The organism is Tsukamurella tyrosinosolvens, from assembly GCF_900104775.1.
Lineage (GTDB): Bacteria > Actinomycetota > Actinomycetes > Mycobacteriales > Mycobacteriaceae > Tsukamurella > Tsukamurella tyrosinosolvens.
This window is the reverse complement of the sequence record NZ_FNSA01000003.1, coordinates 4167857-4193195: the sequence shown is the minus strand read 5'-3', so window position 1 is coordinate 4193195 and position 25339 is coordinate 4167857. Positions and strand designations below refer to the sequence as shown.

At 74.2% G+C, this 25339-nt stretch carries 25 protein-coding genes; 17 read left to right on the top strand and 8 right to left on the bottom strand.

The window, feature by feature from the left end:
* Positions 1 to 64 precede the first annotated feature (64 nt).
* Together BLW32_RS22735 and rplQ are read left to right on the top strand one after the other, a co-directional pair.
* Positions 65 to 1123 carry a DNA-directed RNA polymerase subunit alpha gene (locus BLW32_RS22735; RefSeq protein ID WP_068522636.1) on the top strand — a complete coding sequence of 353 codons (1059 nt, stop codon included), beginning with the start codon at positions 65 to 67 and terminating at the stop codon, positions 1121 to 1123.
* Between the two features lie 34 nt (positions 1124 to 1157).
* A complete protein-coding gene (rplQ, locus tag BLW32_RS22730) occupies positions 1158 to 1853 on the top strand; it encodes a 50S ribosomal protein L17, sunset domain variant (protein WP_068522635.1) in 696 nt (231 codons plus the stop codon).
* A 111-nt stretch (positions 1854 to 1964) separates the two neighbouring features.
* Here rplQ and BLW32_RS22725 read toward each other — a convergent pair whose 3' ends face one another.
* Together BLW32_RS22725 and BLW32_RS22720 are read right to left on the bottom strand one after the other, a co-directional pair.
* On the bottom strand, positions 1965 to 2441 hold the full coding sequence (locus BLW32_RS22725) for an SRPBCC domain-containing protein (RefSeq protein ID WP_068741550.1): 477 nt from the start codon (positions 2439 to 2441) through the stop codon (positions 1965 to 1967).
* A gap of 97 nt (positions 2442 to 2538) precedes the next feature.
* Complete coding sequence (locus BLW32_RS22720; RefSeq protein WP_068741551.1) at positions 2539 to 3726, bottom strand: FAD-dependent monooxygenase; 1188 nt, start codon at positions 3724 to 3726, stop codon at positions 2539 to 2541.
* 87 nt (positions 3727 to 3813) lie between these two features.
* On the opposite strand from BLW32_RS22720, the gene BLW32_RS22715 reads away from it, so the two are divergent.
* The 13 genes from BLW32_RS22715 to BLW32_RS22655 all read left to right on the top strand — a co-directional run bounded on the left by BLW32_RS22715 (position 3814) and on the right by BLW32_RS22655 (position 12633).
* Positions 3814 to 4698 (top strand): winged helix-turn-helix domain-containing protein, encoded by an 885-nt coding sequence (locus BLW32_RS22715; protein ID WP_068741552.1) that lies wholly within the window; start codon positions 3814 to 3816, stop codon positions 4696 to 4698.
* Between the two features lie 14 nt (positions 4699 to 4712).
* A complete protein-coding gene (gene truA / locus BLW32_RS22710) occupies positions 4713 to 5549 on the top strand; it encodes a tRNA pseudouridine(38-40) synthase TruA (protein WP_068741553.1) in 837 nt (278 codons plus the stop codon).
* 68 nt (positions 5550 to 5617) lie between these two features.
* Positions 5618 to 6262: a DedA family protein gene (locus tag BLW32_RS22705; RefSeq protein ID WP_068522628.1), complete on the top strand. Its 645-nt coding sequence runs from the start codon at positions 5618 to 5620 to the stop codon at positions 6260 to 6262.
* A 10-nt stretch (positions 6263 to 6272) separates the two neighbouring features.
* Positions 6273 to 7481: a type VII secretion-associated protein gene (locus tag BLW32_RS22700; protein ID WP_068741554.1), complete on the top strand. Its 1209-nt coding sequence runs from the start codon at positions 6273 to 6275 to the stop codon at positions 7479 to 7481.
* A gap of 17 nt (positions 7482 to 7498) precedes the next feature.
* Positions 7499 to 7795 carry a hypothetical protein gene (locus tag BLW32_RS22695; protein ID WP_068522624.1) on the top strand — a complete coding sequence of 99 codons (297 nt, stop codon included), beginning with the start codon at positions 7499 to 7501 and terminating at the stop codon, positions 7793 to 7795.
* Entirely contained in the window at positions 7795 to 8097 is a 303-nt protein-coding gene (locus BLW32_RS22690) for a YbaB/EbfC family nucleoid-associated protein (protein ID WP_068741555.1), read from the top strand. The genes BLW32_RS22695 and BLW32_RS22690 overlap by 1 nt, the downstream gene beginning before the upstream one ends.
* Positions 8098 to 8215: 118 nt before the next feature.
* Entirely contained in the window at positions 8216 to 8515 is a 300-nt protein-coding gene (locus BLW32_RS22685; RefSeq protein WP_225535597.1) for a hypothetical protein, read from the top strand.
* 2 nt (positions 8516 to 8517) lie between these two features.
* Positions 8518 to 9891, top strand: a complete 1374-nt coding sequence (locus BLW32_RS22680) for a hypothetical protein (protein WP_068741556.1) — start codon at positions 8518 to 8520, stop codon at positions 9889 to 9891.
* An 89-nt stretch (positions 9892 to 9980) separates the two neighbouring features.
* A complete protein-coding gene (locus tag BLW32_RS22675) occupies positions 9981 to 10271 on the top strand; it encodes a PE domain-containing protein (RefSeq protein WP_139286293.1) in 291 nt (96 codons plus the stop codon).
* 2 nt (positions 10272 to 10273) lie between these two features.
* A complete protein-coding gene (locus BLW32_RS22670; RefSeq protein WP_068741557.1) occupies positions 10274 to 11221 on the top strand; it encodes a PPE domain-containing protein in 948 nt (315 codons plus the stop codon).
* Positions 11218 to 11940 carry an ESX secretion-associated protein EspG gene (locus tag BLW32_RS22665; RefSeq protein ID WP_068741558.1) on the top strand — a complete coding sequence of 241 codons (723 nt, stop codon included), beginning with the start codon at positions 11218 to 11220 and terminating at the stop codon, positions 11938 to 11940. The genes BLW32_RS22670 and BLW32_RS22665 overlap by 4 nt, the downstream gene beginning before the upstream one ends.
* Positions 11941 to 12009: 69 nt before the next feature.
* Positions 12010 to 12309, top strand: a complete 300-nt coding sequence (locus BLW32_RS22660) for a WXG100 family type VII secretion target (protein WP_068522610.1) — start codon at positions 12010 to 12012, stop codon at positions 12307 to 12309.
* A 30-nt stretch (positions 12310 to 12339) separates the two neighbouring features.
* On the top strand, positions 12340 to 12633 hold the full coding sequence (locus tag BLW32_RS22655) for a WXG100 family type VII secretion target (RefSeq protein ID WP_068522608.1): 294 nt from the start codon (positions 12340 to 12342) through the stop codon (positions 12631 to 12633).
* Positions 12634 to 12718: 85 nt separating this feature from the next.
* Here the strand turns inward: BLW32_RS22655 and BLW32_RS22650 are convergent, their stop codons facing one another.
* A complete protein-coding gene (locus tag BLW32_RS22650) occupies positions 12719 to 14170 on the bottom strand; it encodes a type VII secretion protein EccE (RefSeq protein ID WP_068741559.1) in 1452 nt (483 codons plus the stop codon).
* A gap of 130 nt (positions 14171 to 14300) precedes the next feature.
* Between BLW32_RS22650 and eccB the strand changes: the two genes are divergently transcribed.
* Complete coding sequence (gene eccB / locus BLW32_RS22645; protein WP_074851061.1) at positions 14301 to 15719, top strand: type VII secretion protein EccB; 1419 nt, start codon at positions 14301 to 14303, stop codon at positions 15717 to 15719.
* A gap of 3 nt (positions 15720 to 15722) precedes the next feature.
* Here eccB and mycP read toward each other — a convergent pair whose 3' ends face one another.
* Together mycP and eccD are read right to left on the bottom strand one after the other, a co-directional pair.
* Positions 15723 to 16982, bottom strand: coding sequence for a type VII secretion-associated serine protease mycosin (gene mycP, locus BLW32_RS22640; protein WP_068741561.1), 1260 nt, complete (start codon positions 16980 to 16982; stop codon positions 15723 to 15725).
* On the bottom strand, positions 16982 to 18484 hold the full coding sequence (gene eccD / locus BLW32_RS22635) for a type VII secretion integral membrane protein EccD (RefSeq protein WP_068741562.1): 1503 nt from the start codon (positions 18482 to 18484) through the stop codon (positions 16982 to 16984). Before eccD ends, mycP begins: the two co-directional genes overlap by 1 nt.
* Positions 18485 to 18671: 187 nt before the next feature.
* Here eccD and eccCa point away from each other — a divergent pair, with 187 nt between their 5' ends.
* The gene (eccCa, locus tag BLW32_RS22630) at positions 18672 to 22721 is read left to right on the top strand and encodes a type VII secretion protein EccCa (protein WP_068741563.1); all 4050 of its coding nucleotides are present in this window, start codon (positions 18672 to 18674) and stop codon (positions 22719 to 22721) included.
* On the opposite strand, the gene BLW32_RS22625 is transcribed toward eccCa, so the two are convergent.
* The 3 genes from BLW32_RS22625 to BLW32_RS22615 are packed head-to-tail and all read right to left on the bottom strand — an operon-like array spanning position 22699 to position 25284.
* Entirely contained in the window at positions 22699 to 23025 is a 327-nt protein-coding gene (locus BLW32_RS22625; protein WP_068741564.1) for a hypothetical protein, read from the bottom strand. The two genes, eccCa and BLW32_RS22625, sit on opposite strands and share 23 nt — an antisense overlap.
* Before the next feature lie 47 nt (positions 23026 to 23072).
* The gene (locus BLW32_RS22620; RefSeq protein WP_068741565.1) at positions 23073 to 23873 is read right to left on the bottom strand and encodes an LLM class flavin-dependent oxidoreductase; all 801 of its coding nucleotides are present in this window, start codon (positions 23871 to 23873) and stop codon (positions 23073 to 23075) included.
* Position 23874: 1 nt separating this feature from the next.
* Positions 23875 to 25284 (bottom strand): hypothetical protein, encoded by a 1410-nt coding sequence (locus BLW32_RS22615; protein ID WP_139286290.1) that lies wholly within the window; start codon positions 25282 to 25284, stop codon positions 23875 to 23877.
* Positions 25285 to 25339: the final 55 nt, after the last annotated feature.

Sequence of the window (25339 nt, the reverse complement as noted above, 5' to 3'; positions counted from 1 at the left end):
GGTAGATCGCCGGCGGCCCTCTACGGGCGTCAAATAGCGGACGCCCAGAGAGAAGGAATACTCAATGCTCATCTCGCAGCGACCCACCCTCAGCGAAGAGGTCATCTCCGAGGCGCGCTCGAAGTTCATCATCGAGCCGCTGGAGCCGGGCTTCGGTTACACGCTGGGCAACTCGCTCCGCCGCACGCTGCTGTCGTCCATCCCGGGCGCGGCCGTGACCAGCATCCGCATCGACGGCGTGCTGCACGAGTTCACCACGGTCCCCGGCGTGAAGGAGGATGTCACCGACATCATCCTGAACCTCAAGGGCCTGGTCGTTTCGTCGGAGGACGACGAGCCGGTCACCATGTACGTGCGCAAGCAGGGTCCGGGCGCCGTCACCGCGGGCGACATCGTCCCGCCGGCGTCGGTCACCGTCCACAACCCCGACCTGCACATCGCCACCCTGAACGACAAGGGCAAGCTCGAGATCGAGCTCGTCGTCGAGCGGGGCCGCGGCTACGTGCCGGCCGTGCAGAACAAGGCGTCGGGCGCCGAGATCGGCCGCATTCCGGTCGACTCGATCTACTCGCCCGTGCTGAAGGTGACCTACAAGGTCGAGGCCACCCGTGTCGAGCAGCGCACCGACTTCGATCGTCTGATCCTGGACGTCGAGACCAAGAACTCGATGACCGCGCGTGACGCGCTGGCGTCGGCGGGCAAGACCCTGGTCGAGCTGTTCGGGCTCGCCCGGGAGCTCAACGTCGAGGCCGAGGGCATCGAGATCGGCCCGTCGCCGGCCGAGGCCGACCACATCGCGGCGTTCTCGCTGCCGATCGAGGACCTCGACCTGACGGTGCGCTCGTACAACTGCCTCAAGCGCGAGGGTGTGCACACCGTGGGCGAGCTCGTGGCCCGCACCGAGTCCGATCTTCTCGACATCCGCAACTTCGGTCAGAAGTCGATCGACGAGGTCAAGGTCAAGCTGCACGCGCTGGGTCTGGCCCTCAAGGACAGCCCCGCGTCGTTCGATCCGTCGCAGGTCGACGGGTACGACCCGGCCACCGGTACCTGGAGCGACGAGCCGTCGTTCTCGGGCGACGCCGATGGCGACCAGGATTACGCCGAGACCGAGCAGCTCTGAGCTAACCAGCTCGTAAAACCCCACAGGAGAAACAATGCCTAGGCCCACTAAGGGCGCCCGGATGGGCGGCTCGGCCTCGCACCAGAAGCACATTCTGGCGAACCTCGCGACCGCGCTCTTCGAGCACGGCCGCATCGAGACCACCGAGTCCCGCGCCAAGCGCCTGCGTCCCTACGCGGAGAAGCTGATCAGCCATGCCAAGCACGGCAAGCTGGCCAACCGCCGCGAGGTCATGAAGGAGATCCGCAACAAGGACGTCGTGCACGTGCTGTTCGCGGAGATCGCTCCGGCCGTCGCCGACCGTCAGGGCGGCTACACCCGGATCATCAAGACCGAGAACCGGAAGGGCGACAACGCCCCCATGGCGGTCATCGAGATCGTGACCGAGCAGCTCGCCGCCACCGAGGCGTCGCGCGCCACCCGCGTCGCCGCCTCGCAGGCCGCTGCCAAGTCCGCCGCCGTCGAGGCTGCGGAGATCACCGAGACCGAGGCTCCGGCCGAGGGCTCGGACCTCCCCGCCGGCGCGCACGCGCCGCTCGAGGACGTGAACGAGGCCCCCGAGGGCTTCCCGATCAAGGGCAACGCCGACTCGAAGCTGTACCACCGCCCCGGTACCCGCTTCTTCGAGTCGACGGTCGCCGAGATCTGGTTCGCGGACGAGGCTTCGGCCGAGGCCGCGGGCTACTCGCTGCCGAAGTCGCAGCAGGAGGACGCCTCCGACTCGGAGTAGTCACCCCCGCACGCAAGCCCGCCACCTGCACCGCAGGCGGCGGGCTTCGTCGTTTCCCGACGTAACAGCGTTAGCCCAGATGCCGACCTGGGACTTCTTCCACGCGCAGTGCTACCTACTCGGGGGGCAGTCCCGCGTCGCCGCGATCACGGCGTCGACGGTGGCCCGCACCTTCTCCGCCGACACCCGCGGCAGCGTGAACCGAGCCAGGTACGCCTCGTTGGTCACGCGCGACCAGTCGCAGGTGACGGCGATCAGTGTCCCGTCTCCCTCCGGGGTGAACGTCCACGACCATTCGACGCCGACCGGCGGCTTCCCCCGCCCGGCGGGCAGCCACGCGATCCGCGTGCCCGGCTCGAACGCGGTGACGTGGTTGTCCACCGAGTACGGGCGGCCCTGCTCGTCGGTCATCTCCATGCCGAAGGTCTGGCCGGCGGCGGTGATCGCCTCGGGGCTGCCGTCGGAGACGCCGCGGAGCATGCCGGAGCCGTCGGCCGCCGCGTGCACCGCGGGGCGGGCCAGCGCCGCGAAGAGCACGGACGGCGGGACGTCGGCGAACACGGTGACGGTCTGCGCGGTATCGGTCATGGGCCCGACGCTACGCCGCTCACGATGTCGACTTCTGCGCATGCGGACGTGCGCTGGTGCACGCGCATGGCCGCAGAACCCGACATCGTGAGCCGCATCAGGTGTACGCGGGCAGGTCGATCCCGTCGGCCTTCGCGAACTGCGCCGCCCAGATCAGCCGCATCGGCCACGTCGTGGCCGTCCGGTAGGTGAGATCCCCGAGCGCGACGCCGATCCGGCCCATCGGCGCGAACCCGGCGGGGCTCCCGGGCGGCAGCTCCTGCGCCTTCGCCACGAACGGCCGCATCACCGCGTCGTAGCGCGCGAGCGCGGTGCCGACCTCGCCATCGGCCCGGCCCAGCTCCCCGGCGAGGACGTACGCGCCGACGAGCGCCAGAGTGGTGCCGAGTCCGGTGAGCGGGGTGGGGCAGTAGCCCGCGTCGCCGAGGAGGGCGACGCGGCCGCGGGTCCAGCCGTCCAGTTTCACCTGGGCGAGGTCCTGGTAGGCCCAGTCGTCCGCGGTGCGCATGGCCTGCAGCAGCTGCGGTGTGACCCAGCCGATGTCGGCGAACTCCCGCTCGAACAGCGCGAACTGCTCCTCCCGGCCCAGCCGGTGGGCGTCGGTGCCGCGGATCGCGAGGCCCGCCTTGACGGTCCCATCGGTGCGCGACGGCCGGACCGAGACCACGCGGCCGCGGCGCGCGGTGTGCATGAGGTACCAGCCCCGGGTGTCCTCGTCGATGGTGGCGGTGAACCACGCGTACCGCAGCCCGATGGGCTCGAGCGCTCCCGCGTCGGGACCGAAGGCGGTGCGGCGCACCGCGGAGCCCAGGCCGTCGGCGCCGATCACGAGGTCGAACTCCCGCGGCGCCGCGGTCTCGAAGGTCACGTGTGCGACCTCGCCGTCCTGCTCGATCGCGGTTACGGTGTCGTCCCACAGGTACTCGACGTCGGCGGGGACGGCGCCGACGAGCACCTCGGCGAGGTCGCCGCGGAGGATCTCGTGGGTGGAGACCACGCCGTTGCCGCCGAAGGCCTCGACGGGCATGCGGGCGCCGCGCCGCCCGCGGCCGTCGACCTTGACGATGCCGCGCTGGTCGAGCAGCCGCTCGGTGCTGGCGGGGCCGAGGCCGAGTCGGTCGATCACGGTGCGCCCGGCGCCGCGCAGGTCGACGGTCTGGCCGCCCGCCCGCAGCGACGGCGCGCGTTCGACGATCGTCACGCGGTGGCCCTGGCGGGCGAGGAGGAGGGCGGCGGCGGGACCGGCGATGGAGGCGCCGCTGATGAGGATTCGGAGCTGATTCATAGGGCGAACGTACGCCGTATCGAGTGCATCGCGCTACAGTGTTGACGTGGATGTTTCCAAGAAGTGCACTAGTGCATCGGGGCTCGGGTGACCCGCGCCGAGGTGATCGCGGCGGTGCTCCGCGAGCGCATCGCGTCGGGCCGGCTGCGGCCGGGGGACCGGGCCCCGTCCACGCGGGCGATCATGCGCGATCACGGCGTGGCGATGGCGACGGCCTCGAAGGTCCTGTCCCTGCTGCAGGCCGACGGCCTGATCGACTCGGCGCCCGGCCGCGGCAGCGTCGTGCTGGCCCCGGACCGCCCGCGCGCACCCGCGCTGTCCGCCGCCGATGTCATCGCCGCGGCCGTCGCCATCGCGGACGCCGAGTCGATGCAGGCGGTCTCGATGCGCCGGCTCGCCGCGGCGCTGGAGATCCCGACGATGGCCGTCTACCGCTACGTCCCCAGCAGCGACGAGCTGCAGGCGGCGATGCTGGACCGCGTGCTGGCGGACCTGCCGATCCCGCCCCGCACGACGGATTGGCGCGCCGACGTCGAGGCGCTGCTCCGCTCCCTGTGGGAGAGCATGAAGGCCCACCCGTGGCTCGCCGCCGCGATGTCGATGACCCGGCCGGCGGTGCTCCCCGGCGCGATGCCGATGTCGGAGCACCTGCTCGCCGCCCTCCGCGCCGCCGGACTCGAGCAGCGCGAGGCCTTCACCGAGTACCTGTGCCTGCTCAACCTGGTGCGCGGCCTGGGCGCGACGATCGAGCCCGAGCTCGCGGACCGCGCGGCGACGGGAGTCACCGAGGACGAGTGGATCGACACCCGGCTCGACGAGCTGCGCGCCGCGGCGCCCCCCGACCGGTTCCCGGTGATGGCGCAGATGCTGCACACGAGCTACCCGTACGACGCCGACGTGCTGCTCGACACCGCCCTCACGCGCTACCTGGACGGCCTGGCGGCGGGCCTCGCGCGGGCCTCGCACCGGTAGAGTCTGACGGCGACATGACTCGCTACCGCCTCGACATCGCCTACGACGGCACCGACTTCAGCGGCTGGGCCCGCCAGCCCGAGCGCCGCACGGTGTGCGGCGTGCTGGAGGAGGCGATCGGCACGATCCTGCGCACGCAGGTGCAGCTCACCGTCGCCGGCCGCACCGACGCGGGCGTGCACGCGACGGGCCAGGTGGCGCACGTCGACCTGCCGGACCCCGTCGTGCTGCCCGACGGCCTGGTCCGCCGGCTCGCGCGCATGCTCCCGCAGGACGTCCGGGTGACCGCGATCCGCATCGCCCCGCCGGAGTTCGACGCCCGCTTCTCCGCGCTGCGCCGTCACTACGAGTACCGCCTCACCGACGCCCCGTTCGGCGCGAACCCGTTGCGCGCCCGCGACACCGCGCCGTGGCGGCGGCCCGTCGACCTGGAGCGGATGCAGGAGGCGAGCGACCGGCTGCTCGGCCTGCACGACTTCGCCGCCTTCTGCCGCCGCCGCGAGGGCGCCACGACGGTCCGCGAGCTGCAGCGCTTCGCCTGGCGCCGGGATGACGACGGAGTCTTCACCGCCGAGGTCTCCGCCGACGCCTTCTGCTGGTCGATGGTGCGCTCCCTCGTCGGGGCGGTCGCCGCGGTCGGGGAGGGCCGACGGTCCGCCGACTGGGTCGCCGGGCTGCTCGACGAGCGCGAGCGCTCCAGCGCCATCAACGTGGCCGCCGCGTGCGGGCTCACGCTGGTCCGCGTCGACTACCCCGCCGACGACGAGCTCGCCGAGCGTAACCGCATCACCCGCGAGAAGCGCGAGGTCGACGGCCCGGGGTCGGGCGCGGGCGGCTGCTGCGGCGACTGACGGAGCTTGAGCCGCCGTTCGCCCGGAGTTCATGATCGCGTCGTACGGCGCGTGGATACTCGGGTGATGTGAACCCCTTCGACGTCACCGGCTTCCTCGGCTCCGCGGGCCTCATCGGCCTGGTGCTGCTGATCTTCATCGAGACCGGTCTGCTGGTGGGCTTCATCTTCCCGGGGGATTCGATCCTGTTCACCGCGGGCATCTTCGCGGCGCAGCCCACGCCCTTCGCGCAGCTGTGGCAGCTGCTGCTGTTCCTGCCGATCGCGGCGATCATCGGCGATCAGTGCGGCTACGCCCTCGGCCGGTACGCCGGCCCGAAGGTGATGCGCGGCAGGGTCATGAACTTCATCGGGCAGGGCCCGGTGGACAAGACGTACGCCTTCTTCGACAAGTACGGCCCGTTCACGGTGCTCTTCGCGCGGTTCATCGGCATCGTCCGCACGCTGGTGCCGGTGCTGGCCGGCTTCTCGAAGATGGACCACCGCAAGTTCACGCTGTTCTCGGTGCTGGGCTCGATCCTGTGGTGCGACGGCATCGTACTGCTGGGCTACTTCCTCGGCGGCATCCCGCTGCTGCGCGACCACCTCGAGGTGCTGTTCATCGGCTCCGCGCTGACGATCATCATCCCCATCGCCATCACCGTGATCACCCGCCGCCGCGCCCGGAAGCGCGAAGCCGCGGAAACCGCTCCGGCGGAGCCCGCCACGCGCTAATCTCCCCCGCATGATCGGGTTGGGGGACCCGGAGCGCATCGTCATCGACTGCGCGGGGGATGAGTGGTACGTACGCGGGCCGGACGGTGCCGTGCGGTCGACGGCCGCGCCGCCGGACGTGGACGAGTTCGTCGCGCCCGCGACCGCGACCCGGCAGTGGGCGCAGTGGCTGGCCGACGCGGCGAGCAGCAGCGCGCCCTCACGCACCTGGACGGTGCTGGCTCCCAGCGTCTTCGGCGGCCCACGGCGCAGCCTGATCGCCGCCGCAGCAGCCTCGCTCGGCGTGCACGCCGAGGTGATCCCGCGCGCGGAGGCCCTGGTTCGTGCCGACGGCGTGCTCTTCTGCCGCCGCGCACTCGTCCTCGAGTGCCGCGGCCCGGTGGCGCAGGCGCACGTCCTCGCCCTCGCCGACGGTGCCTGGCGCCCCGTCGCCTCCGCCTCCCACCCGGACCCGCTCCGCGCCGCCCGGCGGGTCTTCGACGACGACGTCGACCAGGCCCTCGTCGACGGGCCGCCCGAGGTCTATCACCGGGTCCGCCGGGCACTGGCGACGGTCCACCTCTGGCGCGTCGTGCGCACCGATCCGCAGGTCGTGCTCGCGGTCCGCGCGGAATCGGAGCCGGAGCCGGCGATGTCCGGTCATTCGTCCGAGGAATCGCCGGAACGAACGACCGGACATCGGAGTCCGAGGCGCTGGCCGCTGGTCGCGGCGGGCGCCGGCACCGTCGGCGTGGTCGCCGCGGGCGCGGTCGCCTGCCTGCCCGGCTCGCCGCCGTCCGCGCCGGAGCGCCCTGCGCCACCGGCGGAGACGTTCGTCCGCGTGGCTTTCGACGGTGCCTCGGTCGACCTGCCGCGGGGCTGGGCGGTCACCGAGCCGGGGCCCGACCGGCGGCTGGCGGAGGCGGACGACGGCCGCCGCGTGACTGTCGTCCGGACGCGGCTGCGGGCACCGTCGGACGTCGCGGCCGTGGCGGCCGACCTGGAATCCGCCCTCGCACGACGGTCCGACCAGCGCATCACCGACCTCAACCCGAAGACGCAGGTCGCGGGCCGCGAGGTCATCGGCTACCGCGAACGGATCGACGCGGAGCGGTTCGTGGACTGGTACGTCGTGGTCGCGGGCGCGGCGCAATTGAGCGTCGGTTGTGAGGCGGGGCGCACCGCGGCGCCGCTCGCCGGCGCGTGCGAACGCGCCGTCGGCACCGTGCGGGAGGAATGAAACATGAAGGGGGACACATGACCATCGCCACATCGACGAACGGTGGGGTGCGCGTGCGGGCCAACGATCAGGGCACGCCGCTGCACATCGCCATCGAGCGGACGGAGCTCCGGCGCGAGCCGCAGGACCTGGCCGACTCCATCGTCCGGCTGTGCCGGGAGGCCGCGACCGCCGCGGGTCTGCGGCGCCGCGCCGAGCTGGAGCGGGCCGGTGTGGGGCCGGACGTGCTCCGCGCGATGCGGTTGCCGGAGCCCGCCGCCGCGCCCGTGCCCGAGAGCGACGAGTCCGTCGACACCTGGCTGCGGAGGGTCTGATGAGCGCCGAGATGGACCGCATCGAGGCGCGCGCGCACGACCAGCTGCGGGTGTTGCGCCGCACCAGTACGGAACTCGACGACCTCCGCGTCGCGGTGTCCAGCCCCGACGGCGCGATCCGCGTGGAGCTCGACGGCGTGTGCGCGCTCGTCGGGCTCACGCTGACCCCCGCGGCCTGCCGGTCCGACGGTGCCGTCCTCGGCCGGCGCATCGTCGACGTCTGCGCCGTCGCGGCCCGCGAGGTGCAGGCGCGCCGGGCCGCGGTGATGGAACGCTTCCACACGGATTTCGCCGTGAGCTGATCCGCGGACGATCGCGGGTTCCGGGAAGAAATCGGGATCCGAATCCTGAGCTGGTGCGTCCAATTGATGAGGGCCTTCGCACCGGGCCCGCTCGAGACGATGGGGGAGAGCAATGTTCATGGCGGTGAATTCGGCGATCTCGGCCTTCGGGGCCGCCAACGCCGGGATCGGGGCGGCGGTCGCGACGGCCGGATCCGTGGACGCGGCGGCCAACGTCGCGGCCCTGAACCCGGCGCTCGGCCTGATCGGGCAGGACTTCCTCGCGGCGTTCACCGCCGCGCAGGCCGTCCACGTGGAATCCGTCGCGGAGCTGGCCGTGCTCTACGGCGGGATCGCGGCGTCCTCGGCGGGCACGGTCGCCGCGTACGGGTTGACCGAGGCGGGCAACGTCGCCGGGCTGGGCTCCGTGGGGATCTGACGGTGGCCGATCCCGCCGCGGTGCCGGTGGCCCCGGACACCGCGCTCGATCCGGCGATCCGCGCGCTCCTGGACCGGCCCGTCAACGAGGTGCTCGCGGCGCTCGGGCTGCCACCGGTGCCGACGGCACCGGAAACGCCTCCGCAGCAGGAGCTCCCGGCGGCGCCCAAGGGCGTGCCCGAAGCGCCGCAGGTGCCCGGGTTCGACGTCGCCGGGCTGGTCAAGCCGATGACGGACCTGCTCTCGACCTTCGGCTCGGGCAGCTTCGAAGGACTCGACCCGTCGGCGGCGCTGTCCGGCGCGTCGAAGGCGCTGGAGCAGGGCGTCTCGATGGGGATGCAGGCGATCAGCCAGTTGTCCTCGGTGTGGCAGGGGCCCGCCGCCACGGCCGCGACGGGCAAGGGCCTCGAGGCCGCGACCGGCACCGGCCTGGTGGCCGAGCAGGGCGCCGAACTGTCGACCGCGGTCGGCGAGGCCGCGACGGTGGTCGGTACCGGCGAGGCCGAGCTGCAGGCGATCATCGACTCCTTCATGGCGGTGATCGCGGCGCTCGGCCCGTCGCTGTGGCTCCCGCCAGGTCAGGCCGCCGCCGTCGCCGCGGCGCAGGAGCACCTCGCGCAGGCGACGGAGGTCGTGACGCGCACCAAGAGTCAGCTCTCCGGGCTCAGCGCCCAAGTGGGTGCGGCAGGCCGCAAGGTGCCCGTCGCCACGCCGCCCACGACGGCCGCGAGCGCGGCGGCGCAGGCCGCGGCCTCGATCATCCCGGGGGTGGTCTCCGCGGCGACCGGGGCAGCCACGGCCGTCGGCAAGCTCGCCACCGACACGGTGTCCGGGGCGGTGAAGACCGCCGTCGGCGTCGCCACATCGGCGGGCGAAGCCCTCAGCGGCCTCGCGGAATCCGCGTCGGAGAACGACACCGACTCGGCCGAGGAATCGACCGCCGCGGAGGACTTCCCGGCCGCCGCGACGCTCACCGGTGCCGGCGTGGGAACCGGGGGCGGGGGTGGCTCCGGCACGGCTGGCGGTATCGGCGGGGTCGGCAGCGTGGGTGCGGCGGCCGCATCGCTGTCGCAGCCGCAGTCCGCCACGCCGGCAGCCCGCACCCCGGTGGTGGAGGGCGGGGCCCGGACGGTGCCGGCGTCGGCGGACGTCGTCTCGCGCGGCGGCATGGCGGCGCCGATGATGCCGATGGGCGCCGCGGGGGCTGCGGGCGCCCGCGGTGCATCGGCGGGCGATCACGCGGTGCCCGACTACCTCGTCACCAGCGACAACGGCGAGAGCGTGCTCGGGGACCTGCCGCTCGTCGGCCCGCAGGTGGTGGGCGATGCGCTGCCGGCGCACCAGTACGACGAGCCGGACGTGGAACTTCGTCTGTGAGAGACGGAACCGTACCGGGAGCCGGTGCGTCTAATGGATAGGGAACAACGTCGGGGGGAGTGCACATCGTGGCCGGTAGCAAGCTGAGCATGGATCCGCAGGAGGCGCGGGAGATCGCCCGCGGCATCGACCGGATCGTCGAGGACCTGCGCGGCGCGCAGAAGAGGTTCGAGGCGCACGCCGCGCCGGCCGCCACCGGCAAGGACGAGGTCTCGGTGACCGTGGCCCGCACGGCGCAGCGCATGGGGGAGAACCAACTCCGCGCCGCGGAGACCGCGGTCGCCGATCTGCGACGCCTCGGCGAGGCGGTGTCGGGTCACGTCACCGCTGTCCAGCGCGGTGACTCGGAACTCGGCGCCACCCTCGGACTGGTGGTCTGACCGTGCTCCGCGATCCGGGTTTCACCGGCGTCGACTGGGCGTCCCGCCCCACCGAGCGGCTCGCGGGCGATCTCCTGGGCGGGGCGGGCGCACAGCCGCTCACCACCGCGGCCCAGGAGACCGCGCGGCTCGCCTCGGCGTACGGGGCGGCGGCGGTCCAGCTCGACCGCCTCGTGGTCCGGCTCGACGGCGCGGTGGACCTGGGTCGCGAGGAGTCCGACGTGCGGCGCACCGGCCCGCTGCCGGAGTACGCGCGGTGGCTCGCCCGGCACGCGGCGGATCTCGCGGAGTACGCGGCCAAGCTCGCCGGGCAGGCGGCTGCGTACGAGACGGCGGCCCGCGCGATGCCGTCGGTGGCCGATGCCGCCCGGATCCGCACGGATCGCGAGAACGCCCAGGCCGCCGCGGCGGCGGGCGGCGCGGAGCCCGCGGTGGCCGCCCTGGTCGGCGCCGCAGCGGATTCCGAGCGCGCCGAGCAGCAGGCGCACGGCACCGCCGCCGCGGTGATGACCGGCTTCGAGCGGGCGGCCGAACCGCTGCGTGCGCCGTGGGAGTTCGCCGCGCCGCCCACGCTGCCGGGCACGCGGACCAGGACCCCGAAGGACAAGGGCGCCGGTGGCGGCTCCGGGACCGGCCGTGGTGGCGTCGGCGGGGTCGGCGTTCCGGCGGCGCCCCTCGGAGCGTTCCCGGTGGGCGCGGTGCAACGCGACCAGGCCGGCGGCGGCAAGCCCGCCCCGACGGCGGCGAACACGTCCTCGCCCGGTGGCCGCGGCGTCCCGATGATGCCCGCCGGCATGCTCGGCGCGGCGGGCGCCGCCGCGGCGAAGCACGCCGCGCAGCCCGCGGGAGCGATACCGACCGCGGCCGACGACGACGCCGACGCGTTCGTGGTCCACGCCGCTCCGGCGGTGCTCGGCGCCCACGGCGAGTCGCTGGCGGAGGAGCCGTGACCGCGCACGCGGTGGCGTCGCTCAGCGCGCGGTTCGGCACCGAGGTGCCGCCGGTGCTGTGGACGCCGCCCGACCCGCGGCGCACCGTCGCGCCCGGCCCGGCCGCGCGGGACGAGCCGGAGCTCGACGCCGACGAGGCCTCCGCCCTGGACGTCCTCGCCGCGCCGCAGGTGCGGATCGAGGCCCGCGCGACGGGGGAGCTGGACACCCGGCTGTGCCTGGCCCGGTCGGGGCACCTCACGGCGCGGGTCGTGCGCGCCGCGGGCACCGCGACCGTCGACCTGCCGCACTGCGACGGCTCCGCCGACCGGATGGCCGCGCTCGTCGCGCCCGTGCTGGGGTCGGCGCCGCCCGCGGATCCCGCTGTTGCCGCGTCCTTCCCGGCCGAGGCGGGGCGGGCTGCGCTGCGGGCGGGCGATGCGGGCGAGATCGGTGCGGCGCTGCGCGCGATCGGGGTGGATGCCGACGCGGCGCGGCTGATCGGGCGGGTCTTCGCCCGCTCGCAGCGCAGCGTCGAGTGCACGCTGTACGCGGGCGGGAACCGCTGCGCGACGGTGGTCGCGGTGATCGACTCGCCCGCCGGGCGGGTCGTGGTGCGGACGGCGAACGAGCCGGGCGCGGGGGAGTGGATCTCCGTCGCCGAGGGCAGCCCGCATCGCATCGGCAGGGCGCTGCGGCGCGCCTGCGAGGAGCTTCCGGGGGGCGGCTGGACGCCGTGACCGGGGACGGCGCGCGCCAACCGGGCGCGGGCCGACGGTGCCGGCACGTCCGGCGGGAGGAGTTGTGACATGGCAGGGACCAAGGCCGAACTCGCGGCGATGAAGACCGGCGCGGACACGCTGGACGATCTGGGGGCGCAGATGAAGACGACCCTCAGCCAGCTGCGCAGCGACGTGGAGGCGACGCAGGGGGTGTGGGCCGGCGCGGCGCAGGTCGCCTTCCTCGGCGTGATGGCGCGGTGGGACGAGAGCGCGGCGAAGGTGAACACCGCGCTCGTCGACATCAGCACCATGCTCTCGGGCAACACCACGAGCTACCGCTCGCAGGAGGACCAGAACACCTCCGACATCACGGCGCTGAGCCTGTAGACCGATCCGAAAGACGAAGGGGGAAAAGCAATGAGCGACATGATCCGCTACGACTACGCCACCATCCGCGGCGCGCTGGACGACATCGCGCAGCGCACCACGGTGCTGATGCAGCAGGCCGACGCGATCCGCACCGAGCAGAACAAGTTCGCGGGGGCGTGGGAGGATCCGGATTCCGCGACCGCGTACCAGGCGGTGCAGACCCGGTGGAACACCAGCTTCGAGGACATCAACGACCTGCTCGGGCGCGTCAAGACCGCGGCCGAGAACGCGGTGGTGTCGATGCAGCAGACCAACTCCAAGGCCGCGGCGGGCTGGGCGTAGGCGCTCCGCCGCACGAACGGGCCGGGCCCGGCAGCCGCACCGGCTGCCGGGCCCGACCCGTGTCCGTTCCAGGTCCGAGCGACCTCTAGGCGACGAGCCGCAGTGTCGCCGCGCCCCCGTCGGTGCGCACGGTGAGCATGCCCGGCAGCGGCTGGCTGAGCACCACGTCCGCCTCGGTCACCGGGGAGATCCCCGCCTGCTCGATCCGCCACACCGTTCCCGCGGGCTCGACGGATCCCGGCGTCAGTCCCGCGGCGGTGCCGTCGAGCACGGTCACCGTGTAGTCGGCGGGCGCGAGCTCCGCGAGCTCCTGCGGGTAACGCCACCCGGAGATCCACAGGTGGCGGGGCGATCCCACCCAGTTCACGAGCGGCTGCCACATCGCCGGCCGGCCCGTCACGATGAGCACCCGCGCCCCCGTGGCGACGGCCCGCTCCACGAGCTGGCGCGCCGGGTCGTCGGCGACCGCGGCCCACACCGTGCGGACGCCGCGGCCGTGCAGTCGCGCCGCGACCGGCCCGCCGGTCGCGTCCGAGCCGAGGATCTGCCCGCTGCCGCCGAGCGGGACGTGGAGCGCGGCGAGCGCCGCGGCGGGTCCGGTCGCCTCGTGGTCGCCGCGGCGTCCCGCCTCGTCCGTGCCGACGGCCGTGCGCCAGGCCCCGATGCGGATCCCGCCGGCCTCGCCCGGGCGGACCGAGATCGCGGCCCGCCCCGGCGCGTCACCGGAGAACATCGCGCCGAGGTCGCCCCGCGTGAGCGCCTCGGGATCGCAGGGGACGGACCCCGCGGGCGGGTGGGGATCGATGCCGGCGACCTCCGCCGGACGCAGCGGCAGCGCCGTGATGCCCTGTGCGCGCAGCACGTCGACGGTCCGCCGGGCCGCGAGCGCCGCGACCCGGAGTTCGCCCGACGGTCCGCCCCCGCGTCGCGCGCACGCGGCCGCGCAGTCGGCGGGGTCGATGGTCACCGCGACCAGCACGTCCGTCGTGGCCCAGCGGTGCAGAGGGCCGAGGAGCTGCTGGTAGCGCATCCGCGGCGCGGGCGGCTCGCCCGGGAGCCGCCCGCCCGCGAGCAGCAGGTCGATCCGGGCGGCCGGGGTGTCGGCGTGCCGGAGCAGGTCCGCGAGCAGCCGTACGGGGACCGCGGGGTCCTCGTGCCGCAGCATCGCCACCAGCTGCGGGGCCGGTGGTGCGAGCCGCACCAGGGTGGTGAGCACCCGGTCGGCGCGGCGGACCCCGATCTCGCCGCCGCCCGGGTACGGAGCCGTCTCGACGACGGCCCCGCCGGAGGCGCGCAGGCGGAGTCGATCGGCCGCGTACTCCGCGCCGGAGGTGCCGCGCACGCGGGTGAGCGCCCCCGCGCCCACGGCCAGCGCCGCGGTGGCGGCCGCCCAGTGCGGACCGCCGAGCGCGGCGGTGCCGAGCCCTGCGGCGGCCGCGGCGGCCTCGGCGATGAGTACCGCCCCGCCGGCGGGCCACGTCCCGCGGTGCCAGCGCCCGGGCGCGACGAGTCCGGTCGATCCCGTTGCCTGTTCCATGTCGTGTTCCCCCGTCGATGGCGGGCCGTCTCCCCCGAAACGTGCTGCCGCGCCCCGAAAGTACCGTATTCTGAGCGCCAGGACGGTCGCTTCGGGGAAACGGCCGGTGCGCACCTTGGGGGAGGGCGTCATGCGGAAGCAGTTGACCACGCGCGCGCAGGTCAGCGGGTATCGGTTCATCCTGCGACGGATGGATCATGCACTGCTGCGCCGGGACCCGCGCATGATCTCGGACCCGATGGCGTCGCAGTCGCGGTCGCTCATCGTCGGGCTGGTGCTCGCGCTCGTCATCACCGGAGGCTGCGGCGTGCTGGCACTGCTGCGCCCGCAGGGCGCGGTGGGTGACGCCAAGATCGTGCTGGCCAAGGAATCCGGCGCCCTCTACGTCCGCGTCGACGACGTGCTCCATCCGGTCACGGGCCTGGCCTCGGCTCGCCTGGTGGTGGGGGAGGCCGCGCAGCCCTCCTCGGTGAAGGACAAGCGGCTCAGCGACTTCCGCCGTGGCCCCGAGGTGGGCATCGTCGGCGCACCCGCGCAGATCCTCGGCCCCGTCTCGGCGTGGACCGAGGGCGCCTCACCGTGGCTCCTGTGCGACCGGACTCGGCCGGCACCGTCGGACAAGCCCACCGCGCGGGACGCGCTCGACACCATGGTCTCGTCGGTCGACGACGGCGCCGCGGACGACGGCGCGGTCCTGGTCCGCCGCGACGACGACCACTTCCTCCTGTTCCGCGGTGTGCGCGCGCCGGTGGACCCGTCGGATCCGGTGGTGCGCAGGCTCGCCGGGATCGACGGCGCGTCCGCCCGGGCGGTCAGCGCGCCCCTGCTCAACGCCTTCGATCCGATCGACGCCGTCGCGGTCCCGCAGATCCCGGGGCGCGGTCAGCCGTCGAGCGCCGTGGGCGGCGCCCGCGTGGGCGACGTCGTGCGCGTCGCCGACACCGACCGCGACCGGCTGTACGTCGTTCTCGCGGACGGCGTCCAGCCCGTCGGTGCTTGGGCGGCCGACCTCATCCGGGCCGGCGACCCCGCGGGCACCGCGATCGGCACGGTGTCGGCCTCCGCGGTCGCCGCGGCACCGACTCGGCGCACCGTGCCCGTCGGCGACCTGCCCGACCGGCGCCCAGCACTGCGGACGGTGCGCGACGCGCCGGTGGTCTGCGCGGCCGCGTCCACCGACGGCGCGGGCGGCGGCGCCGTCGAACTGCGGACCTTCCGCACACCGCCCGGCCCGGGCGCGCCCGTCGCGCTGGCGGGTGCCGACGGTGCCGGGGACGCCCTCGACTTCGCGTCCGTCCCGTCCGGCTCGGGTGAGTACGTGGTGGCGGCCGAGCCCGGCGGCGAGCGCCGGGACGGACTCTTCTACATCTCGGACTCCGGTGTGCGGTACGGCATCCCGAACGCGGCGACCGCACAGATCCTGGGGCTGCAGCACAAGCCGCGCCCGGTGGCGTGGTCGGTGCTCGCGGCGATCCCGGCGGGGCCGGACCTCACCCGCGCCGCCGCCTCCGTGACGCGCGACGGGACGCCGGTCACCGTCGACCGGTGAGCCTCAGCGGCGGGCCAGGCACGCCGCGACCGCGGCGACGGCGAGGAGCGCGACCCCGGCGAGGGCGTACGTGCGCGGCCGGGTGTCCGGCGCGGGCGCGGCGGACACGTCCAGCCGGCCGGGCGCGGGTGCCTCGCCTGCCACTACCGCCGACACCGCGGCGACGGGATCGACGATCCCGGCCCCGCCCATCCCCGCGGACCGCCGCGCGGTCGCCAGGATGCGGCCGCGCACCTGCGCCGCGGTGAGCTGCGGGAACCGCGCCCGCACCAGGGCGGCCACCCCGGCCACGTACGGCGCGGCGTAGCTGGTCCCGGCGAGCGGCGTCGTGCCCTCCCGCGTCAGCTGGGCGTTGGCGAGCCCCGCGCCCCGCGGTTCGAGCGTCGTCACGTCGGTGCCCGGCGCGGCGACCGTGACCCACGGACCGGCCAGCGAGAACTCGGCGGCCCGCCCGTCGGGTTCGGTCGCGCCCACGGCGAGCACCTGGTCGGCGAACCGCGCGGGCGAGGCGAAAGTCTTGGGGGCGGCGGGGTCGGCGTTCTGCTCGGCGCACGCGCTGCCGGACGAGACGTTCCCGGCGGCGGCGACCACCACGACGTTCCGGTCCGCGGCGTACCGGACCGCGCGGCCGAGCGCATCGTCGCCGAGGGCGGACGCCGAGCCCGCGCAGGCGACCTCGGAGATGTTGATGACGGTGGCGCCCAGGTCGACCGCCCGCACCACGGCGTACGCCATCGTCGTCACGTTGCCGTGGCTGTTGACGCCGCGCTGCTGCGCCTCGAAGGCCGCGCTGGCCTGGCGGATCGCGATGATCGTCGCGGCGGGGGCGACCCCGGTGAAGGCGTCGCCCGGGGCGGGCCGGCCGGCGATGATCCCGGCGACGGCCGTGCCGTGGGCGTCGCAGTCGTCGCGGCCGTCGCCCGACGAGACGTAGTCGCCGCCCGCGATCACCTCGCCCAGCCGCGGATGCGGCGTGACGCCGGTGTCGATCACGGCGACCCTCTGGCCCTCGCCGCGGGTGAACCGCCAGGCCTGGTCGAAGCGCAGGGCCCGGGCGGCGTGATCCGGTCGGGTGTAGTCGGTTCCGGGCTGGGTGCGCAGGGTGTTGCACTGCGAACGCTGGACCGTGGGCGCGAGCGGGGCGACAGGGCCGCGCGGTGCGCCGTCGAGCGGCGGATCGGCGGACGCCGGCCCCGCCGGGACCACGGGCACCGCGATCGCGAACACCGCTGCCGCGGTGGCGGCGCGGATCCGCCGGCCCATCACAGGTTCCGGACGGTCGAGTACACGTCCCAGACCCAGCCCAGCAGGGGACCGGCCGCGGCGATGGTGAGGTACTCGCCGAGCTCGGCCATCCGCCGCTGCACCGGGCTGAAGACGATGCGCGGCGCGAGCACGCCGCACGCGAGCGCGAGGACGCCGATCAGCGCGAGGCCCACGAGACCGATCACCGGCCACGGGCCGAACCCCCAGGCCACGCTGGTGGCGGTGCCGATCGCGATGACCGACCCGGCGAGCACGCCCGCCCCCGCCTGCACCGGCTCCGCATGCGTGCGCCCGCGCAGGCAGAAGGCGACGGCCATGACCAGGGCGAAAGCGAGGTGGTGCCCCGGCAGCTCGCGCGCCGCGGCTCCCACGGCGAGGGTGGCGACGGCGCCCGCGGCGGCGGCGCCGACGGTGATGCCTGTGCAGATGAGCTGCGCGAGGTCGGAGCGCGGCGGGACGTCGCGCTCCGGCAGGTCGTCGTCGAGGCCCGCGGCGACCGCACCGACCCCGGCCACCGTCGGCGGCGGATCGTCGTCGATGGGATCGATCCGCTCGCCCGCCGCGGGCACGTGGGGCAGCGGCAGGCGCGCCGCGACGGCGGCGATGCGCGCCGCGAAGACCAGCACGAGGTACGCGACGACGGCGACGGTGGCACCGAGCGCGGCGCGATGCCCGGGCAGCCACAGCGCGGCGAACATCGCCGGACCGGCGAGCGCGGCCGCGGCGAGCAGCGCGGTGTGCACCACGGTGCCGCGGCCGGTGAAGCGCAGGGCCACCAGCGCGGACACGGCCGCCATCGCGGTGGCGAGCAGCGCGTGCGGGGGTCCGTACCGGCCGTCGCCACCGAGCGGGACGATCAGCGCGCCCGTCACGCCGGCGAGCACGGTGGCGCACATCGCGAGCGCCGTCGGCACCGGTCCCGGGGAGGCCATCCGCCGGGTGGACAGCAGCGACCCCGTGAGCAGAGCCAGCGCGGCCGCGCCGCACCACAGCTGCGCGAAGACGTGGTCGACCGCGGGCCCGGCCCCGTCGGCGCCGCGCGGGGCCAGGCCCAACCGCAGCGCGGCCGCAGCGGTCGCGAGTGTCGCGAGGCCGAGCACCACGAGGCCGACGATCAGGGCCGCCCGCTCGTCCCAGCGGCGGCCGGCCACGAGATCCGCGGCGGTGCGGTCGAAGACGTCGTCGAAGACCGGCGGCGGGGGCGGCGCGTCCGCCACGAACAGGACGAGCAGCGCACCGTCGGAGATGCCGGCGTCCGCCGGCGTCTGCGGGCCCGGGAGGGGCTCGCCCCCGACCGGCGCGAGGCGCCACGGCCGCGACCACGCCGACTCGGCGGAGCCGCCGATCCGGTCGCCGAAGAGCCGCACCAGCTCGGGGATCAGCACCTCCGTCGGCGTGAGCAGGGGCAGGGAGACGTCGACCTGCGCCCCGCCGCACAGCACCGAGACGCGGCTCAGCCGCGCCACCTCGGCGGTCGTCTCCTCCATCACGTCGGTCATAGCGCCCCCTCGCATGCCGTCAACCGCGCCCGCGGAACAGGGCCCGATACTCATTGGACGCACCAGCGCGGCGATCGGTTCCCTTCCGCGCGAAGTTCGCCGAAAGTCGTCCGCCCGTGGGCCGGGGCGTGCACAGTGATGCCACGACGGCGCGTGGGGGCGCGCCGCAGTCCGGGGGAGGCCGAGCGTGGCTGACACGACCGACGTTGTTTTCGAGCCGGTCACCGAGGGGTTCGCGCGCAAGCAGCGGCTCGCGCCGCCGCGCACGCCCGGCGGGGAGGTGGCGCTGCAGGCGCCGCCGGAGATCCCGCGCGCCGTCCCGGGCGGGCTGCTCGGCAAGCTCCTGCCCGTGGTCATGGTGGTCGCCGTGATCGGCATGATCGCGCTGATGTTCACCTCGGGCAGCGCCATGATGCAGAGCCCGTTCATGATGATGTTCCCGATCATGATGCTCATGTCGATGTTCGGCATGTACGGGATGAACAACCGCGGCAACGGCGCCACCGCGGCCGAGCTCAACGAGGACCGCAAGGACTATCTGCGCTACCTCGGGCAGATCCGGTCCCAGGTCGATCGCACCCGTACGGAACAGCGCGCGGCCCTCGAGTGGATCCACCCCGATCCGGCGGCGCTGCCCGGTTGCGTCGGCTCCCGGCGGATGTGGGAACGGCGACCCGCCGACCCGGACTTCCTGCACGTGCGTGTGGGCGTCGGCAGCCAGCGCCTCGCCACCCGTCTCGTGCCACCGGAGACCGGCCCGCTCGAGGACCTCGAACCGGTGTCGACGGTGGCACTGCGCCGGTTCGTCCGGCACTGCGCCTCCGTGCCCGGACTGCCCGTCGCGGTGGCCCTGCGCGGCTTCCCCGCCGTCGGGCTGAGCGGTCCGCGCGCCGAGGTCTTCGACACCGCGCGCGCGATGCTGCTCGCGCTCGCCGCCCTGCACGGCCCCGACCACGTGCGGATCGTCGTCGCGACGCCCGATGTCGACTCCGCCGAGTGGGGCTGGCTGAAATGGCTTCCGCACGTAGCGCACCCGACGGAGTGCGACAGCCTCGGGCCCGTGCGCACCGTCTACGGCTCCGCCTCGGAGCTCGAGGACGCGATCGCGCCCGAGCTCGCCGATCGTGGGCCGTTCGCCCGGTCCGCGCCCGTCGATCCCACCCGCACGCACTACGTGATCCTGCTGGACCGCGGGATCGCGGTGACGCCCGGCGGGGCGCTGGACGCCGCCGTCGGGATCGACGGCGTGACGGTCCTCGACCTCTCGCCCGAGCCCGACGCGCTCGCGGTCCGCAGCGGGCTGCAACTCGTCATCGACGACGCCCGGCGGCTCGGCGCACGCAGCGCGGCGGGCGTCGAGTACTTCGCGCAGCCGGACGCCGTCACCGCCGGCGCGGCGCAGGTCACGGCCCGCCGGATCGGCCGGTTCCGCCCCGCGTCGATGGCGGAGCTCCTCGATTTCGACGGTGACGCGGGCGCGACCGACCCGGGCCTGCCGGCGCTCATCGGCATCGCCGACGCCGCCGCGATCACGCCGGAGACCGTGTGGCGCGAGCGCACCGCCCGCGAGCGGCTGCGCGTGCCGATCGGCGTCGGCCCGCGCGGCGAGCCGGTGGAGATCGACCTCAAGGAGGCCGCCGAGAACGGCATGGGCCCGCACGGGCTGTGCATCGGCGCCACGGGATCCGGCAAATCCGAGTTCCTGCGCACTCTGGTGCTGTCCATGGTCGCCACGCACCCGCCCGAGGCGCTCAACCTCGTGCTCGTCGACTTCAAGGGCGGCGCCACATTTCTCGGTCTCGAATCGCTCCACCACGTCGCCGCGGTCATCACGAACCTCGAGGAGGAGATCGCGATGGTCGACCGCATGCGGGACGCCCTCTCCGGCGAGATGAACCGCCGGCAGGAGGTGCTGCGGCGGGCCGGGAACTTCGCCAACGTCGGCGAGTACGAGAAGGCCCGCCGCGCGGGCGCGCCGCTCGAGCCGATGCCCGCGCTCGTCGTCATCGTCGACGAGTTCTCCGAACTGCTCTCGCAGAAACCGGATTTCGCGGAGCTCTTCGTCGCGATCGGCCGTCTCGGCCGGTCGCTGCACATCCACCTGCTGCTCGCCTCGCAGCGGCTCGAGGAGGGCAAGCTGCGCGGCCTGGACTCGCACCTGTCCTACCGGATCGGCCTGAAGACCTTCTCCGCGAGCGAGTCCCGCGCGGTCCTCGGCGTGCCGGACGCCTACCACCTGCCGTCGACGCCCGGCGCGGGCTTCCTGAAGTTCGACGCCGACCCGCCGCGACGCTTCCATGCGAGTTACGTCTCCGGCGAGTACGAGCCGCCCAGCTCCGCCGCGTCGACGGTGCGCCGTGGGACGGTGGGCAGCGCCGCGGTCCGGGAGTACCTCAACGCCCCGGCCCCGATCGAGCGGCGGCGTTCGCCGGGGCTGCCCGAGGGACTCATGCGGATCCCCGCGCAGCCGGGCGATCCCGTGCCGCCCACCGGCGCGCCCGGCGCGTCCGCGCCCGGTATGGGCGCACCGTCGCTGCTGCAGACGATGGTCGCGCGCCTGGCCGGCCACGGCCTCCCCGCCCACGAGGTCTGGCTGCCCCCGCTCGACGAGTCGGCGCCCGTGGGCGAGCTCGCACAGCACCTGCGCCGCACCGACTCCACGTCGCTGCGCGTCGCGATCGGTGTCGTCGACCGGCCCTACGACCAGCGGCGCGACCTCCTGGTGGTGGACCTCAACGGCGCGCAGGGCAACGTCGCGGTCGTCGGCGGCCCGCAGTCGGGCAAGTCGACGGCGCTGCGCACGCTCATCGTCTCCACGGCGCTCACGCACACGCCGCGACAGGCCCAGTTCTACGTGCTCGACTTCGGCGGCGGGTCGCTCGCGAGCATCGCCGGCGTGCCGCACGTCGGCTCCGTCGCGGGCCGCCTCGACCCGGACCGGGTGCGGCGCACCGTCGCCGAGGTGACGGGTGTGATCCGCCATCGCGAGGCGGCTTTCCGCGAGCACGGCGTCGCGTCGATGGACCAGTACCGCGCGCACCCCGCCGCGGCGGCCGACCCGTTCGGCGACGTCTTCCTCGTGATCGACGGCTGGCAGGTGCTGCGCAGCGAGTTCGAATCGCTCGAGCCGCAGGTCAACGCGATCGCCGCGCAGGGCCTGTCCTACGGCGTGCACCTGATGATCGCCGCGTCGCGCTGGGGCGAGGTGCGCCCCGCGGTGAAGGACCAGCTCGGCACGAGGATCGAGCTGCGCCTGGGTGACCCGATGGATTCGGAGATGGGCCGCCGCGTGGCGAGTTCGGTCCCCGTCGGCCGGCCGGGCCGCGGCATCACCGGCGAGCAGCTGCACATGCTCGTCGCGCTGCCCTGCGGAGCGGAGTCCGACGATCTCCCGGCCGCGCAGGAGGCCCTGGTCGCCGAGATCGGCGAGCGGTACGCCGACCACGCGCCCGAGGTGCGGATGCTGCCCGACGTGGTGCTCCGCGACCGGATTCCCGCTCGCCGGGACGCGCCGCCCACGCACGCGGTCTTCGGCGTCGGCGAGTCCGAGCTCGCCGCCGCGACACTGCAGTTCGAGTCGCAGCCCTTCTTCCTGGTGCTCGGCGACAGCGAGTGCGGCAAGACGGAGACGCTGCGGACCATCATCGCGGGCCTCGTCGCCGGCGGCACGCCGAAGCAGACGAAGATCGTCCTCGTCGACTACCGCAGGACGCTCCTGGGCGTGATCGAGAGCGACCACCTCGCGGGCTACGCCTCGTCGTCGGATGCGCTGACGCCCATGGTCGACCACCTCGTGCGGGTGCTGCGCGAGCGCTGCCCGGGCGCGGACGTGACGCCGCAGCAGCTCAAGGAGCGCTCGTGGTGGACGGGCCCGGACATCTACCTCATCGTCGACGACTACGACCTGGTCGCGAGCGCCGCCGGTAATCCGCTGGCGCCGTTGCTGGAGCTGCTGCCCCAGGCGCGCGACATCGGCCTCAAGGTGATCATCGCCCGCCGCAGTGGCGGTCTCGCCCGCGGCCTGTACGAGAGCTTCCTCGCCCGCATCCGCGACCTCGCGGCCGACGGCCTCGTGATGAGCGGGTCGCGGGAGGAGGGCACCGTCCTCGGCGCCGTGAAGATGTCGCCGCAGCCGCCCGGCCGCGGCACCTGGGTCTCGCGCGCCCGCGGCGTCGAGCTGGTGCAGGTCGCGATGGTCGCGGAACCGGAGGGGGTTAGCGGTCCCGATGCACCGTGATCGTTCCGGTGAGAACCGGCCACGGCGGCTGCCGCAGAACGGCGAGCGAGGCGAGCGTCGCGGCGATGAGGCCCGTCGCCACGCCGAGCAGGGCGATGCGGTCCGCGTCGACCGCGGGCGTCCACGTGGTCCGTCCCTCGCGGACGGTGTAGACGCCGATCGCGGAGACGCGGTCCTCGCCGCTGCGCCGGCGCCGCACGCGGGAGACGGTGATGACCGTCGTCCCGTCGGGCGTGACGTGGGGATCGCCGAACACCACTCCCTTCGGGGCGGCACCGGGCACGGACCTCAGTTCTGGGCGCATGCCTCCATCATGCGCCTGCACGGTGGGGGACGGGCACCGTCGGCGGGTCACGTCCCGGCCAGGCGCGAGACCACCGGGCGCATCGCCTCCAGGGTGTGCCCGCCGAGCACGATGAGCGAGAAGCCGTACTCCTCGCGCCGGCGGATCAGGGTCTCGCAGATCTCGTCCACGGACCCGTCCAGCAGCGCCGGGTTGTCCACGGCGCGCAGCGCGTCGAGGTCGCCGCCGATGAACGCGCTCACGTAGTCGGGGGCGAAGCCGTTCACCGCGAAGACCGACGTCGCCAGCTCCACCCGGTCCCGCAGCGGTGCGGTCAGTTCCGCGAGCGCCGCGGCCGGGGTGGTGGGGGCCGCGGCCACGGCCACCGTGTCGGCCCGCTCCCGCGCCACCGCGAGGGCCTTCGGGCCGCCCGCGGCCATGAGCACCGGGGTGTGCCCGGCACCGTCGAGCGCGGCGAGCGCGTCGAGGGTGTCCACGACCCGGGCCAGGCGCTCGGCGCCCGCGCCGAAGGGCACGCCGAGGGCAGCGGCGTCGCCGGCCACGTCGGGGCGGCCCGTGCCGATGCCGAACCGGTACCGGCCGCCGCTGATCGTCGCCAGCGAATGCGCCTGCCACGCCGCGTGCTTCGGGTCGTGCAGCGGCGACGCCACTACGTAGTTCGCCACCTCCAGCGTCGAGGTCGCGCCGAGCGCCACCGCTGCCGACGTGAAACCGTCGGGCAGCGGGTAGTTCTCGGGGAGCGCGAGCACGTCGAAGCCGTCGGACTCCACCGACCGGGCGTAGGTCGCCCAGTCGCCGAGCTGCGGGACCGGCAGTGCGGTCACCGCGAAGCGGAATGGTCTGGTCATGTCAGGAACCTCCTCGTTCCGGGCTTGCGGCACCGGGATCGTCGGGCTGGACGAGCCGGAAGTGCGAACGCTGCCGCTCCATGAATCGTCGTTCGTAGACGCCCTCGACGCGCTTGCCGTCCACCGTGCCGCTCAGTTGCAGCCGGTCGCCGTCGACCCGCGCGGTCACGCGCAGGGGAGCGTCGTCCTCCTTCTTGCGCAGCTCGAGCACGTCGCCCTCCACCTCGAGCAGCCACGAGGTGGTGTAGCCGGAGGGCGCCTGCGTCACCACGCTGTCGTACGCCGTGCCGAGCTGCTTCAGCACATCGTTGGAATCGCTGCCGCGCAGGGTGATCGCCACGTTCGCCCACGGCGCCGGGTCACGCTGGGCCAGCCCGGCGGGCGCACCGTCGATGGTGAAGGACGTGGCCCGCCAGACCCCGTCGAGGGCCGAGCGCGGGGTGTGGAGCACGTAGGTCATGAGCGCGCCGCTCGCCGTGAGCACCATCATCAGGAGCCCCGCCACGCCGAACTTGAGGACCTGCCCCGTGATCCGGGCCCACGAGCGGCCCGCGCCCGCGACGGGCAGCGGCGGCACCGGGGTCGGCGCCGGCCGGTTCAGCGCCGCCCGCAGCAGGTTCGGCGCGTACGGCACGGTGAGCGCGATCGCGATGAGCAGCAGCTCGCCGGCGATGATCTTCACGGGCACGTCGTAGAACAGGTTGAGCAGGAAGACCTGCCCCATCGCGACAATCGCGAGCAGCGATCCCAGGATCGCGGTGCGCCGCCACAGCAGCAGCACGCCCGCCGTCAGCTCGATGAGGCCGGTGACCACCATGTAGGGCACCGACGCGCCCATGAAGCCCCACAGCGTGGTGAACAGGCTGGTGTCGCCGGTGAGCTGCAGCTGGTTCGCGGGCAGCGCCATGAAGCCCATCTGCGTGGGGAGCACCTTGGCGATGCCGTAGAACAGCATCGACAGCGCCAGCGCGAACCGCGCGAGGACGCCGAGCAGCCCCAGCAGCGAGCGGTAGTTCGGGCGGTTCCGGTCGAGCGCCGTCCACACCGCCACGATCACCAGGCCGACCACGATCCAGCCGAGGTGCATGGACCACTGCCACCGGTTGTCGCCGCCGCCGGAGACGACGATGTCGACGCCTCCGCCGGTGGTGATGAAGCTGCCGATCTGGGCGAACAGCCACCAGATCCCGGAGAACTTCCACACGACGGCGAGTCCCGCGTTGCCGTACACGGACAGCAGCAGGATGCCGCCGCCGAGCACGAACAGCAGGCGGAAGGCCAGCTTCTGCGCGCTCGACCACACCGGCTCCGGCGCGGGCGGCGGGACCGGGGGACCGAGCGGGGGTGGCATCCCCGGCCCGGGGACGGTCGACGGTGCGGACTGGCCCAGGGGGCTCTGGGGTGCGCTCATGCCGTCATCGTAAGTGCGGCTCACGATCGCTCCTAGTGACAGATGTAACGGGGAC

Coding starts and splice junctions, on each gene's coding strand:
- BLW32_RS22690 (WP_068741555.1), top strand. CDS start 7,795: ATGAGCGCCGAGATGGACCGCATCGAGGCGCGCGCGCACGACCAGCTG.
- truA (WP_068741553.1), top strand. CDS start 4,713: ATGACTCGCTACCGCCTCGACATCGCCTACGACGGCACCGACTTCAGC.
- eccB (WP_074851061.1), top strand. CDS start 14,301: ATGCGGAAGCAGTTGACCACGCGCGCGCAGGTCAGCGGGTATCGGTTC.
- BLW32_RS22720 (WP_068741551.1), bottom strand. CDS start 3,726: ATGAATCAGCTCCGAATCCTCATCAGCGGCGCCTCCATCGCCGGTCCC.
- mycP (WP_068741561.1), bottom strand. CDS start 16,982: ATGGGCCGGCGGATCCGCGCCGCCACCGCGGCAGCGGTGTTCGCGATC.
- BLW32_RS22615 (WP_139286290.1), bottom strand. CDS start 25,284: ATGAGCGCACCCCAGAGCCCCCTGGGCCAGTCCGCACCGTCGACCGTC.
- BLW32_RS22625 (WP_068741564.1), bottom strand. CDS start 23,025: ATGCGCCCAGAACTGAGGTCCGTGCCCGGTGCCGCCCCGAAGGGAGTG.
- BLW32_RS22695 (WP_068522624.1), top strand. CDS start 7,499: ATGACCATCGCCACATCGACGAACGGTGGGGTGCGCGTGCGGGCCAAC.
- eccD (WP_068741562.1), bottom strand. CDS start 18,484: ATGACCGACGTGATGGAGGAGACGACCGCCGAGGTGGCGCGGCTGAGC.
- BLW32_RS22675 (WP_139286293.1), top strand. CDS start 9,981: ATGGATCCGCAGGAGGCGCGGGAGATCGCCCGCGGCATCGACCGGATC.
- BLW32_RS22620 (WP_068741565.1), bottom strand. CDS start 23,873: ATGACCAGACCATTCCGCTTCGCGGTGACCGCACTGCCGGTCCCGCAG.
- BLW32_RS22735 (WP_068522636.1), top strand. CDS start 65: ATGCTCATCTCGCAGCGACCCACCCTCAGCGAAGAGGTCATCTCCGAG.
- BLW32_RS22650 (WP_068741559.1), bottom strand. CDS start 14,170: ATGGAACAGGCAACGGGATCGACCGGACTCGTCGCGCCCGGGCGCTGG.
- rplQ (WP_068522635.1), top strand. CDS start 1,158: ATGCCTAGGCCCACTAAGGGCGCCCGGATGGGCGGCTCGGCCTCGCAC.
- BLW32_RS22725 (WP_068741550.1), bottom strand. CDS start 2,441: ATGACCGATACCGCGCAGACCGTCACCGTGTTCGCCGACGTCCCGCCG.
- BLW32_RS22700 (WP_068741554.1), top strand. CDS start 6,273: ATGATCGGGTTGGGGGACCCGGAGCGCATCGTCATCGACTGCGCGGGG.
- BLW32_RS22685 (WP_225535597.1), top strand. CDS start 8,216: ATGGCGGTGAATTCGGCGATCTCGGCCTTCGGGGCCGCCAACGCCGGG.
- BLW32_RS22655 (WP_068522608.1), top strand. CDS start 12,340: ATGAGCGACATGATCCGCTACGACTACGCCACCATCCGCGGCGCGCTG.
- BLW32_RS22660 (WP_068522610.1), top strand. CDS start 12,010: ATGGCAGGGACCAAGGCCGAACTCGCGGCGATGAAGACCGGCGCGGAC.